The organism is Paenibacillus sp. J22R160, assembly GCF_059692135.1.
In genome coordinates this window covers 1-12,984 of sequence record NZ_JCAUAU010000027.1, presented here as the reverse complement: position 1 = coordinate 12,984, position 12,984 = coordinate 1, and the positions used below count along the sequence as shown (strand labels likewise).

Below are 12,984 nucleotides of genomic sequence, written 5' to 3'. Positions count from 1 at the left end.
ATCATCCGATTCGATGGTTCATTCTTTTCTTTTTCTTCTCGTTGATTCGCGAGGAATGAGTTTGACATCGAATAGATGCGTTTGATCTTCACTGATGTCGCCCTCGATTTTCTTAATAAGAAGCCGTGTTGACAGCATCCCCATATCATAAATCGATTGTGCGACCGTCGTAATTTCCGGCTCTACGATGACCGTTAGGTCAATACCGTCGAAACCGCACAACGCAACTTGATCAGGGACGCGCACGCCCATTCGCTGCAATTTCTTAAGTGCTCCAACTGCCATGGTATCATTGCCTGCAAAAATTCCGTCAATATCAGGATGGCGCTTCATTAGGTTTTCAACCGCGTCCATTCCGCCGTCGACGCGGAAATAACCAGGTTCGACGAGGCTTGGCGTGTACCAAGGAAAATGTTTCACCGATTGCTCATATCCCATGAACCGCTCTCTTCCGGTTACCGTATCTTGCGGACCGTATATATGAGCGATCTTCGTGCAGCCCTCATCGAGCAGATGCTGTACAGCTTGCTGTGCCCCTTCCAAATGCTTGGAGCTTACGACCGTGCAAGAGGTCTCGCGCGGCGCTCTATCCAGCATAATGAATGGAATTTTCTCGTTATTCAAAGCATCCACATCATCAGAGCGAAGGCTGTAGGAAGCGAACAAAATACCGTCCACATACCGTTGCTTCAATACCCTGATATATGTTTGCTCTTTATCCGCTTGATTATCCGAATTGCATAGAATTACTGTATATCCATACATGCGGGCAACATCCTCAACAGCTCTGGCCAGCTCAGCAAAGAATGGGTTCGTGATATCCGGGAATATTAAAGCAATCGTACCTGTCTTTCTTCCTGCAAGCCCTCTAGCCATCGCGTTCGGCTCGTACTGAAGCGTTTTAATTGCTTGTTCTACTCGCAATTTTGTATCTTCATTGACATATCCGTTTTTGTTCAGGAATCGGGAAATAGTCGCTACGGAAACGCCTGCCAACTTTGCTACATCTCTGATTGTTGCCACTGGTTACGACTCACTCCTACTAAAAAGCAAACCCGTACTCACAGCAAGAAATCCTTGCATAGGGTACCGGTTACATGCTCCCGAAATTTTCCTTTATCTCGATAAATACTATTATTTACGCATTACATATTAATTATTTATGTTACCTTGATAAACGATGTGTAACCGTTTACCTATTTCATGTTTCTTATTATATTCCTCATCTTTCGACAATGTCAAGTCCAAATGCTCCCTTGAACCATCAAAAAGCCCCCTGACTTGGGACTGCGTCAGGGGACTGTAGGCTAGAGGAAATGATGCTGCCAATCGGTTGCTTCATTGAATATCATCCGAAATCATCCAATGAAAATTGAAAAGGAGGGAAAAGGTGCGCTACGCCTTCAGCCTACATTAGACGATAGTGTGCCGCGCCTCTACCACTAATCTACATTGCACTTTCTACAACATAAAAAGCGCATACACCACACAAGCCTTACGCTCATTGCACAAAGTACAATCATTCCACCTAAATCGCCTCTAAAGTAGTCATTATTAGCGAAATCGTTGCACAAAGTGCAACATAGCGTGGTCTAGGTGCGCGCAATTAGCTTTTTTGTTGTACAAAGTACAACATAGGGGGTCTAGGTGCGCTTAACCAGCATTTTTGTTATCAAAGTACAACATAGGTGGCGATTCTACTTTAGCTGTTGGCTATTGTTGTTGCATTTGGCGTTGGTGGGAGGTGAGTGGAGGACCGCGCGTCATAAGTGAGTCAATCCTCATTGGATGGAATGAGATGGAATCCAATGAAACTTGAAGCGGTGGGAAATGGTGCGGAAAAGGAGCTTATGGATAAAACTGTAGATTTGAAACGCAAACACCTTTGTGTTCACTGCCTACATTAGACGATAAATGATAGTGTGCCGCGCCTCTACCACTAATCTACATTGCACTTTCTACAACAAAAAAAGGACATACACCGCACAAGCCTTACTTTCATTGCACAAAGTACAATCATTCCACCTAAATCGCCTCTAAAGTAGTCATTATTAGCTTAAATCGTTGCACAAAGTGCAACATAGCGTGGTCTAGGTGCGCGCAATCAGCTTTTTTGTTGTACAAAGTACAACATAGGGGGTCTAAGTGCGCTTAACCAGCATTTTTGTTGTATAAAGTACAACATAGGTGGCGATTCTACTCTGGTTTTTGGTTATTGTTGTTGCATTTGGCGTTGGTGGGAGATGAGTGGAAGACCGCGCGTCATAAGTGAGTCAATCCTCATTGGATGGAATGAGATGGAATCCAATGAAAGGATGATTTGAGTTGCTTCTGCACACATTCCGTTGGAGTGAATTGGATTTCATCTAGTCACAAGTGGAGCTGGTGCAAGCTCTCCTCCACTCAGTTGACCTGAGCACAGAGCCACCCTATTAATGCTGAATTCACATGTGAGGCAGAGGTACTTCTGCAAATAAAACAAGAGTCCAAGGCATCGAAATCGATGGCCCTGCACTCTTGTTAATCTTTATATACTAATAATACTAAGTAAAGAAGACCTACTCCCTACTCATTGCCAATATAAGAATTATACTCATCAGCCGTCAGCAAACCTTCAAGCGCATCCGCGCCGGAGACCTCGACCTCAACCATCCAGCCTTCGCCAAATGGCGCACTGTTTACGAGTTCTGGCGACCCTTCCAATGAACCGTTCACAGCCGTTACTTTGCCGGATACGGGCGAGAAAATATCGGAAACCGTCTTAACGGATTCCACACTGCCGATGCTTTCATTTGCGGTAATGCTTGTCCCAGCCTTAGGCAGCTCAACAAACACAATATCTCCCAATTGATCTTGGGCAAAATCAGTAATACCCACACGGACTACCGTGTCTGACAGCTTCTCTACCCACTCATGCTCTTTGGTGTATAACAAATTGGCTTGTACGTTACTCATCGGTTTACGCCCTCGCTTACCAGCAAATTTTGATTTTAGCTTAATCTAATGGGAACATTAAAGTCAAGGCGGACGAAGGTAAATTTTATGAAAAGTAACAATTGACAATTCACACCTCTGTGGGCAAAAATTAATACAATACTAAAAACTGAATATTGGCGAATGATGGTGCAGGGAGAGACCGCAGTGAAGTAGCGCGGCGCCGAAGGAGTAAGCCCAATAGTGGTGAATCTCTCAGGCAAAAGGACTTGTACCGGACGCAACTCTGGAGAGCTTTGGATTAACGCGCAAGCGGGAATTCGGACACCAACGGGGAAACTTGATGGACCTTACATAAGTCTAATCGGGGTAACTCTCAGGTAAAAAGGACAGGGCAAAAGGTATGTTTGTGTTGCATATCTTTTGCTCTTTTTTGCATTTTGGGCAAGATATGGGATGTACAAAATCGAAGGTGAGGTAAACACATGCTGAAACGAACACCGCTCTTCCCTGTTTATGCGGAGCATGGAGCGCGAGTTATTGATTTTGGAGGCTGGGAGCTGCCGGTGCAGTTCACGGGTATTCAAAAAGAGCACGATGCCGTCAGGCAGCAGGCTGGGCTTTTTGATGTGTCGCACATGGGAGAAGTCCGGGTTACCGGAGAAGACGCCCTCCCTTTCCTGCAAAAGATCACCACGAACGATGTGGCAAAGCTCGAAAACGGACAATGCCAATACAGCCTCATGTGTTACCCGGACGGTGGCGTCGTAGACGATCTGCTCGTTTATAAGCTAGGAGATAACAACTACATGCTGGTTATTAACGCATCCAACATCGACAAAGATGTGGCATGGATGCAGCAGAATCTAACTGGACACACCGAGATCACCAACATTTCCGATGAAACCGCTATGCTCGCCGTGCAAGGTCCTCACGCTGAACAGATTATTGCCAAATTGACAGACGCACCTATTCAGAATTTGAAAACGTTTCGTTTCCTATCCGATGTGAAGGTATCCGGTATCAACGCCCTGCTGTCCCGCACTGGCTACACCGGAGAAGACGGCTTTGAGCTGTACATCGATCAACATGATGCCGTTCAGTTGTGGAAGTTCCTGCTAGAAGCAGGTCAAGAACACGGTCTCGTACCGGCTGGCTTGGGCGCTCGTGATACACTGCGTTTTGAAGCTCGCCTTCCCCTTTACGGGCAAGAGCTCTCCAATGAGATCTCACCTCTGGAGGCTGGGCTGAACTACTTTGTGAAATTGGATAAAGGAGACTTCATCGGGCGTGATGTGATCGCTGAGCATAAAGCGAACGGTGCACCGCGCAAGCTCGTCGGCATCGAAATGATCGACCGTGGCATTCCGCGCCCGCATTATAAGGTTTTCACGCTCGAGGGTACGCCTATCGGGGAAGTAACAACGGGCACACAGTCACCTACTTTCAAAACAAATGTTGGCCTCGCTTTAATTGATTCCGCCTACAGCGCGCTGGGCACAGAAGTGAATGTGGAAATTCGCGGGGCACAGGTCAAAGCGAAAGTCGTGGCCACCCCTTTTTATAAAAGAAAGCCGTAATCCGGAGAGGAGCAAGCCCCCATCATGAAGCATCGCTATTTGCCTATTACCGAGCAAGATCAGAAAGACATGCTGGAAACAATCGGCATCTCCTCCATGGAAGAGATGTTTCAAGATATTCCGCAAAAGGTTCGCTTCCAAGGCGAACTGAATGTCTCGAAGGCGCTGGATGAGCAAGGACTGCTGCGCTATATGCGCGGCTTGTCCAGCCGCAACGCCGACTTCGATAGCTACGCCAGCTTCCTCGGCGCTGGCATTTACGATCATCACCTTCCCGTGGTGATCAATCATGTCATCTCGCGTTCGGAGTTCTACACCGCGTACACGCCCTATCAACCGGAGATCTCTCAAGGGGAGCTGCAGGCGATCTTTGAATTTCAGTCGTACATCTGCGAGCTCACCGGCATGGCCGTAGCGAACGCTTCGATGTACGACGGTGCCACGGCGCTGGCCGAAGCCGGCGCCCTTGCCAGCGGAGCGACGAAGCGCAGCCGTCTGCTCGTCTCCCGCGCGGTGCACCCGGAGGCGCGCGCCATCTTGCGCACGACCGCCCGCGGGCTGAACTTGGAAGTTGTCGAGATCGGCCTCACGCCAGAGGGCGTGACTGACTTCGATGACCTCGCTTCCAAGGCGGCCGACGCGGCCGCCGTCATCCTCCAATCGCCGAATTTCTTCGGCTGCTTGGAGGATATCGGCGCGGCGGAGCCGATCGCGCACGGCGCGGGCGCCCTGCTCGTCGTGAGCGCGAATCCGCTCACGCTCGGTCTGCTCGAAGCGCCGGGCAAGCTCGGCGCTGACATCGTTGTCGGCGACTGCCAGCCGCTCGGCATCCCAGCTGCGCTGGGCGGGCCGACGTGCGGCTACTTCGCCGTCGCCGAGAGCTGGATGCGCCGCATGCCTGGGCGCATCGTGGGCCAAACCGTCGACCGCGCCGGCAAGCGCGGCTTCGTCTTGACGCTCCAAGCGCGGGAGCAGCACATTCGCCGTGAGAAAGCCACGTCGAACATCTGCTCCAACCAAGCGCTTCTCGCGCTCTGCGCATCCGTGTACTTGTCCACGATGGGCAAGCAGGGCATTCAGGACGTTGGCAAGCTCAACGTCCACAAAGCTCACTACGCGGCGAATCGCCTCACCGCGTCCGGCAAGCTCTCGCTGCCGTTTGCGGGCAGCTTCTTCAATGAATTTGCCGTCAAGCTTCCGGACGGCACGAATGTGCAGGAGCTGAGCAGCAAGCTCCTGCAGCATAACATCATCGGCGGCTACGACCTTGGCCGCGACTACCCCGAGCTCGCCGGCCATATGCTAATTGCCGTCACTGAGCAGAGAACGCGCGAAGATATCGATGCCTTCGCAGATGCACTGGAGGAACTCGTATGACGATGAGCACCAGCGAAAACAACATAAACGTGAAAGATGACGGCAAAGCGCTCATTTTCGAAATGAGCCATTCGGGCCGTGTCGCCTATTCCCTGCCGGAATCCGATGTGCCGGAATTGAACCTGAACGACGTCCTGCCTTCCAAATTCCAGCGCAAGAATGCGCCAGAATTGCCGGAAGTGTACGAGGTGGATGTCATCCGCCACTATACGGCACTCTCTCGCCGCAATTTCGGCGTGGACAACGGCTTTTACCCGCTTGGCTCGTGTACCATGAAATACAATCCAAAAATCAATGAAGACGTAGCCCGCTTCCCAGGCTTCGCCAAAATACATCCGTACCAGCCGGAAGAATCGCTGCAAGGCGCTTTGGAGCTGCTTTACAACCTCCAAAAGGATCTTGAAGCCATCACCGGCATGGATCGCGTCACTCTTCAACCTGCTGCTGGCGCACATGGCGAGTGGACCGGACTCATGATGATTCGCTCCTACCATGAAAGCCGCGGAGAAAAGCGGACCAAAGTCATTTGCCCAGACTCCGCTCATGGCACGAATCCAGCCAGCGCTACGGTCGCAGGCTTCGAGACGATTACGATCAAATCCAACGAACGCGGTCTCGTGAATCTCGATGAGCTTCGCAAAGCCGTCGGACCGGATACGGCCGCCCTGATGCTCACCAACCCAAACACGCTAGGCTTGTTCGAGGAGCAGATCATAGAGATCGCCGAGATTGTCCATGCCGCAGGCGGATTACTCTACTACGACGGCGCTAATGCGAATGCCATAATGGGCATTACCCGCCCCGGCGACATGGGCTTCGATGTAGTCCATCTCAACCTGCACAAAACAATGAGCACCCCGCACGGCGGCGGCGGCCCCGGTGCCGGCCCTGTCGGCGTCAAAGAAAAGCTCATCCCGTTCCTGCCTACGCCGCTCGTGGCGCAGAAGGAGAACGGCCGCTTTTATTTCGACTATAACTACCCGCAGTCAATCGGCCGCGTCAAAGGCTACTACGGCAATTTCGGCATCCTAGTCCGCGCCTACACCTATATCCGGACGCTCGGTCCAGAAGGTCTGCGCAAAGTATCCGAGTTTGCCGTGCTGAACGCCAACTATATGCTGGCAAGGCTGACACCTTACTATGATGTGCCGCATCCCCGCTTCTGCAAGCACGAGTTCGTGCTGTCGGGCAACCGTCAGAAGAAGCTAGGCGTACGCACCCTCGATATCGCCAAACGATTGCTTGATTTCGGCTATCATCCGCCGACAATCTACTTCCCGATTAGCGTTGAAGAATGCATCATGATCGAGCCGACTGAGACGGAAAGCAAGCAAACACTAGACGAATTCATCGACACCATGATCGCCATCGCCAAAGAGGCCGAAGAGAATCCCGATATCGTCAAAAATGCGCCATACACCACCGTGGTCAGCCGTATGGACGAAGCGCTTGCCGCCCGCAAGCCTGTCCTGAATTGCAGCTGCGGATAAAAAGATGGGGCTGCCGTAGAAGTCTTATGTTTCTTAGACTTCTACGACAGCCCCTTTTTACTTACTTATTGACTTCGTATAAATAGAAGACGAAGTCACTTGAAGCCCCCGCATATCCCAGCTGGCGGAGCATCGAAGAAATATTGCCTCGGTGGTACGTGCCATGGTTCACGATATGCTGAATCAATTCGTTAATGCTTCCTTTCAGCACGCCAAAGGTTGGATGCGGAAATTGCATTTTCGCCTGCAGATCACTGGCGCCGTTCAGAAAAACGCGATACTCCTCGGCTTTTTCCCAATAAGCGGATTGAACTTGTTTCAAGCTTTTGCCCGCTGTCTTTTCTTCAATCGTGCCGATCAGATCTTTAATCTGCTCATAGCTGTTGCCCATCATGCCTGACAACCAAATCGTATCTACCTGGTAAATGTGTACGAGCCCTTGGTAAATCGTCGGAAACACATTGCCAAGCTCCTGGTGCAGGACTTCCTCCGGTAATTCCGCCAGTCGTTCGAATACTCTTTTATTAGCCCAGACGTGATAATCATAGGTTTTGATCGTTTGTTCTCTCATGCTTCATCCTCCTCAGAATGTAACTCTGTATTAAACATGAGCTCATTGTACCTCGTCTTCACTGACAAAAGCGGTCAGTCAATTGGCATCGAAGCATAATATTGATGCAAATTCTGCGTAATCTCCCGGAGCATTTTGATGAGCATTTGGGGTTCCTTAATTTGAATCGTGCCTCCATAGCTGAGGAGTTGATAAGGAAGATGAGAGCGGATGGCTTTCTCCTGCAGTTGAAAATGGGCTTCATGCTGTGAGCGCTCCACTAGCGCATGGGCTAGGAACCAATGCCCGCATAGGTCGTCCAGCGCTTGCTCTCTCCCTGTGATTTTAACGGATATCAGCTCTTCCGGCTTATCGGTCTCAGGTAGGACACCTGCAAGAATGAATTGGCGTGCTGAGAAATCGGCCGGCCTCTCAAACGTCATATCCGTCCTCGACAGCTCACGGATTCGATCCACTCGAAAGCTGCGAATTTCTTTCCGCAGATGACAGTGCCCCACGACATACCATTTGCTTTTCCAGCAAACTAGTCCATACGGGTCAAGATGGCGGGTTTCTGTTACAGAACCGTAGCCTTTTTGATAGTGCATGCGCAGCGTGACTCGTTTGGTAACGGCCACCTCCACTTCTTGCAGCAAGGAAGCTTCGGCGGCATCCGCCTGCGGCGAAATGACATCAAGCCCTTGCTCATGAAGATGGATTTGCTCCCGCTGCTCTTGATTGGTATATAGTTTCAGCTTGGCTACCGCCTGATTCAGCTTCTCTCCGAACGGATACCCTGCCTCCAAGGCAAATGAGGCAGCGTGAATGAGCGCCTTCTGCTCGTCTAGATCAAACACGAGCGGCGCCTCATTAAACTGCCCGAGTAAGCGGTAGCCGCCATGGTGCCCGGAATCCGAAATGATCGGAACACCGCTCGCGCATAACGCGTCGATGTACCGGTACACCGTGCGGATATGGATCTCAAGCTTTTCGGCTAATTGCTTTGCCGTTATTCGTTGATGTGATTTGATGAGCCATAGAATGGCTAGCATTTGATCCGCTTTTGACATTCGGGGCTAGTCCTCCTAGGGAATGGTTTCCATGTGGTATTATCATAGCATTTTCTGGTCCTTTAATCTGCTTGGAGCTGGCATTACTTTCCCGCTTTCCTGACAAGCTTCCCAGAGTATCGGGCTTTCCAACGCATACTCAGTTTGACTAAGTTGCTAGCCACGACACTGCCGCATTGTTCAATTCTCATTGGATGATTTCCAATGAAAAGACCAATTAACCTCGTAAATCCAGCTTTTCATTGGACGATTTCCAATGAAGTCCGTTGAAATCAGTCATAATAACGTCAATTCCAACCATCTAATTGGAAATGATCCAATGAACTATACTAATAATCCACTCAAACGGCTTCCTCATTGGATTTACTCCAACTAAACTAGCTGCAAACCACATATCAACCTCTCATCTGACGAAATTGTCTCTAAGAGAGCCTGTTAAGTAAAATTAGCCGCTTTCCCACAAAAATCCTCAACTAGTGGGAACTACAGTCCTCTATCTTGGAGTAAATCGCTACTTCAGCCAGCTGAGGGAACTGTGGTCCTCTATTCCGCCATTTCCAGCCCGAATAATGGCCTTTGCAATCAAATTAGACCCTGTAGTTCCCCCAATCCCCCTAAATCAACTCATTCAGCTCAAATAGCGCCCTGTATTTCCCCTTCCCGCACAGCAAGCACATCCTTGATGCGAAACTAGCCAGCTCAGCATAACAAAAAAAGACCACCCCCAAGTAGAAAACTCCACTTGAAGGCAGCCCTAGCAACACTTTTAAACAGACAACCGCTCAACCAACTGATGAGACGCCAGCACAAGGTCGCTACGGATCGTGCAAGCATTCGGATCAGCCAAGCTGTCCAGGAAATGCTGAACGACGCTGGCAAAGCCCCTTCTTTCCAGCACCGTGTCCCAGCTTCCGAAGGAACGTACGCGCGGCGCGGCGCCTTTTTCATAGAAGACCGCCGACTCCAAATTCGTCACCTCGACCGAACGTCCGCTGCCGTGCAGCTCGACTTTTTCCAAATCCACGCCAGCAAGCCTCACCATGCTATAGGTGCCCTGCGATGAGCCGAAAGATAGCGTTCCTGACGCGTGAAGCAATCTTCCAACTTCATCCACTTGTTGATGATGCGAAGCCACTTCATAGGGACTCTCCCCCAGCCAAAGCAAAAGATCCAACATATGGATCAAATCATCGTACAACGTCTCTTTCGCGCCGTGACACTGCTGCTTAATCCGATGTTTAACGGCTGAACACCAATCGAATCCGCCGGCTTCGCGCAACCAGTCTCGTGCTTCGAGATAGAGCGGAGCAAATCTGCGATTAAAACCCGCTGCAAGAAGCACGCCTTTCCGTTCCGCGTAAGAAGCCATCTCTACCGACTGTGCCCAATCGTAGGACAATGGCTTATCTACATAAATCGCCACGCCCTGCTCCATACTTTTCAAAGCAATTTCATAATGGGTCGGTGTCGGGCTGTGCACGAAAACAGCATCCAAATCAAGCGAGAGAAGCTCTTCCAGCTTCGTCGTCCCGAACGGGATGCGATACTTCATTTTCATTCGTTCAACCGTTGCCGGTGTGGAGCTCATAATGCCAGCAATGTCTACTTGTTCATTGACGGAGAGAAGGGGAAGATACACTTTTTGCGCGATATCCCCAAGCCCGATGATTCCGATTCTTTTTCTTGTCATTTTAAAAAGTCAGCTCCTTATTTGTTTCCCAAGCACCATGCGTCCTACAACTAATCCAAGTATCAGCAGCACAGCACCCACAAGCGTCGAAACCCCATAAACCTGCACCCACATCGGGGCCTCTGCAATGAGCTCATACACTTTTCCGCCAACAATTGGTCCTAAAAAGGCGGCAAATCCCGTAATCGCGGAGTACGTTGCAATGTACATAGGTCGTTCACTTTTCGGTGTGTCGCCAATTGTAAAGGTAAATACCATCTGATTAAACCCGCCGAGTCCAATGCCAAGCACGATATGAACCGCATAAAGCACGACAATCGCCGGTATAAAAGCAATCGCCCCCCACAAAAGACAAGCAAGGGCAATGCTCGGTAAAGACCATAAGAGTAAGGTTTGCGCTGTATATCGTGCGTTTAGGTTACCCCAAACATAGTAACTTGCCATCATGACCAACGTATGAACGACGGTTATGTAGGAGACAGTTTCATAATTAATTTTCATGAGCTTTAGCATGACATAGGAAAATAGCGGCACGGCCAAGCTTTGCACAAATAAAAATACGGCTAAGAAAATAATCGCTTTTATAAAAGCGCTGTCCTTCAATGGCTTCCTAATCATTCCAATAGGATTCGACTCCTTGGACGGCTCGAAAGGTGGATTCGGGTATAAGCAATAAGCCAGTACATTGAGGAGTGCGCATACGCCAACAATCATAAATAAATAGGTAAAACCCTGTCCTCCAGGATATCGATCCAGAATTTGACCGCCTATAAAAAGAGCAAGAGAGCTTACTCCGCCTAGAATCGTATTACGAAGCCCAAAATACCGTCCGCGAACTGGCCCCGGAACAGCATCGCTAATTAGCGAGGTCCACACGACACCCCCTGCAGCATTGCCTAAATGAGCCACCGTATACAGAATGATATACATCACGACCCACAAATCTTGCGGAAACAGAAACGGAATCAAACCTACCGAAGCCCATAGCAGCCTGTGAGAGGAGCCGAAAATGAGGAGCATCCGCTTGCGGTTCCTGAATTTCTGCATCGCCACGGCCATACCAATTTGAATGATATTAACCACGGTTGTGATCGCTAGGATAAACCCAATCTCAGTCGATGTCGCACCAAGGTACAATAAATAACCGGTTAAAAAAGGACAGCCCAATAGCTGGAAAATAACAACAGCCGGGAATCCCTCCAGCGTAGCGATGAGGAGACTTTTTCGGTAGTAGGACATTTTTTTCTAGGATTCCACAAGCTGTCCAGCATTTTCATAAGCGTGCTCGCCTCCATTTTGTAAGGGTAAAGCCTAGTGACTGATCTAATAGTTTACAAGATATAGGGCGCTTATGGTAAAATAGGACAGACTACCTAATCTATCATGTCAGGCGGGATCATCAACAACCTATGAAACCAAACCATTTTGGTCTTATCGCAAGCTCAATACTCTTTTTGACCTTTATTGTACTCTCTCTTGTGTTCCAGTCAACAACTTATTTGTATATCGCCAGTGTGGGCCCGCTTCTCATTGTTCCATTCATCCCTGATATTCGTTCAGGCCAGTACATCAAGCCGAATCAAGCCAAAGGCGCTGTCCGACTCATTACGATGGAGAACAAAGACAAGTCAGGTTCCGATTTTCTAGTGATCCTGTTCGAGCAAGGTTTTGTTAAATGGGACCGCCGGCAGCTTTATTTTAATTTGGATGATATTATGAAAGATGTCTATATCAAACCGGATCCTTTCGCAGCCACGATGACGGTGCTAAAATATGACTTGTCCCTGCATCGCAGCAAGAAAAACTGGATCGGTATCTCCTTGCCCCAGCTTCAGCAGCGTATGAGCCAGCTCTCTTATACGACGAATGAAATCAATAGGATCGTCATTCAAATGTCCGATGTGCACGAGCTGCTGCAAAAAACGATTTCGCAGCCTGCCGCAGCCGGAAGAAGTGTCGGCGCTTAATCGACAAACGAGGCTGTTCCAAAAATCAAAGAAGAGGCTCTCCTCGGTCATTGAATGACTTGGGACAGCCTTTTTTTTATGGAGCTGATTTTTTACGATTAGCGGGAAAAACTCCCGTTATTTCAAGCAATCCTGGCCTAGAAAACCAAATAACTGGAAAAATTCCCGTTAACCCGCTCCTTCAACCCTGCCTCCAAGCTCAATCGTCCCCATTAACAGGAGAAATGCAGCTAGAATAAAGAGTGGACACCTCAATAAGAGAATTCGATAATGAATATATCAGGAGGTGTTCCCATGGGTGAACAACGGAAACGTTATAATGAAGA

Annotated in this window: 10 protein-coding genes and 1 riboswitch; of the genes, 4 read left to right on the top strand and 6 right to left on the bottom strand. The window is 49.3% G+C overall.

Annotated elements, in window-relative coordinates; genetic code table 11:
* Positions 1-18 precede the first annotated feature (18 nt).
* Both AC58UW_RS30170 and gcvH read right to left on the bottom strand, forming a co-directional pair.
* The gene (locus tag AC58UW_RS30170) at positions 19-1,023 is read right to left on the bottom strand and encodes a LacI family DNA-binding transcriptional regulator (protein WP_497424265.1); all 1,005 of its coding nucleotides are present in this window, start codon (positions 1,021-1,023) and stop codon (positions 19-21) included.
* A gap of 1,542 nt (positions 1,024-2,565) precedes the next feature.
* Positions 2,566-2,955: a glycine cleavage system protein GcvH gene (gcvH, locus tag AC58UW_RS30165; RefSeq protein WP_497424264.1), complete on the bottom strand. Its 390-nt coding sequence runs from the start codon at positions 2,953-2,955 to the stop codon at positions 2,566-2,568.
* 162 nt (positions 2,956-3,117) lie between these two features.
* Positions 3,118-3,215, top strand: a riboswitch (glycine riboswitch).
* Positions 3,216-3,419: 204 nt separating this feature from the next.
* On the opposite strand from gcvH, the gene gcvT reads away from it, so the two are divergent.
* Genes gcvT through gcvPB form a run of 3 tightly spaced genes read left to right on the top strand, consistent with a single transcriptional unit; the run spans position 3,420 to position 7,381 of the window.
* The gene (gcvT, locus tag AC58UW_RS30160; RefSeq protein WP_497424263.1) at positions 3,420-4,514 is read left to right on the top strand and encodes a glycine cleavage system aminomethyltransferase GcvT; all 1,095 of its coding nucleotides are present in this window, start codon (positions 3,420-3,422) and stop codon (positions 4,512-4,514) included.
* Between the two features lie 24 nt (positions 4,515-4,538).
* A complete protein-coding gene (gcvPA, locus tag AC58UW_RS30155) occupies positions 4,539-5,891 on the top strand; it encodes an aminomethyl-transferring glycine dehydrogenase subunit GcvPA (RefSeq protein WP_497424262.1) in 1,353 nt (450 codons plus the stop codon).
* Complete coding sequence (gene gcvPB, locus AC58UW_RS30150) at positions 5,888-7,381, top strand: aminomethyl-transferring glycine dehydrogenase subunit GcvPB (protein ID WP_497424261.1); 1,494 nt, start codon at positions 5,888-5,890, stop codon at positions 7,379-7,381. The genes gcvPA and gcvPB overlap by 4 nt, the downstream gene beginning before the upstream one ends.
* 61 nt (positions 7,382-7,442) lie before the next feature.
* Here the strand turns inward: gcvPB and AC58UW_RS30145 are convergent, their stop codons facing one another.
* From AC58UW_RS30145 to AC58UW_RS30130, 4 genes are all read right to left on the bottom strand, one after another.
* Complete coding sequence (locus tag AC58UW_RS30145; protein ID WP_497424260.1) at positions 7,443-7,952, bottom strand: DinB family protein; 510 nt, start codon at positions 7,950-7,952, stop codon at positions 7,443-7,445.
* A 74-nt stretch (positions 7,953-8,026) separates the two neighbouring features.
* Positions 8,027-9,001, bottom strand: a complete 975-nt coding sequence (locus tag AC58UW_RS30140) for a helix-turn-helix transcriptional regulator (RefSeq protein WP_497424259.1) — start codon at positions 8,999-9,001, stop codon at positions 8,027-8,029.
* Positions 9,002-9,767: 766 nt separating this feature from the next.
* The gene (locus AC58UW_RS30135; RefSeq protein WP_497424258.1) at positions 9,768-10,691 is read right to left on the bottom strand and encodes a Gfo/Idh/MocA family protein; all 924 of its coding nucleotides are present in this window, start codon (positions 10,689-10,691) and stop codon (positions 9,768-9,770) included.
* 9 nt (positions 10,692-10,700) lie between these two features.
* On the bottom strand, positions 10,701-11,930 hold the full coding sequence (locus AC58UW_RS30130; protein WP_497424257.1) for an MFS transporter: 1,230 nt from the start codon (positions 11,928-11,930) through the stop codon (positions 10,701-10,703).
* A gap of 170 nt (positions 11,931-12,100) precedes the next feature.
* Here AC58UW_RS30130 and AC58UW_RS30125 point away from each other — a divergent pair, with 170 nt between their 5' ends.
* Complete coding sequence (locus tag AC58UW_RS30125) at positions 12,101-12,658, top strand: hypothetical protein (RefSeq protein WP_497424256.1); 558 nt, start codon at positions 12,101-12,103, stop codon at positions 12,656-12,658.
* The last annotated feature ends 326 nt before the right edge of the window (positions 12,659-12,984 follow it).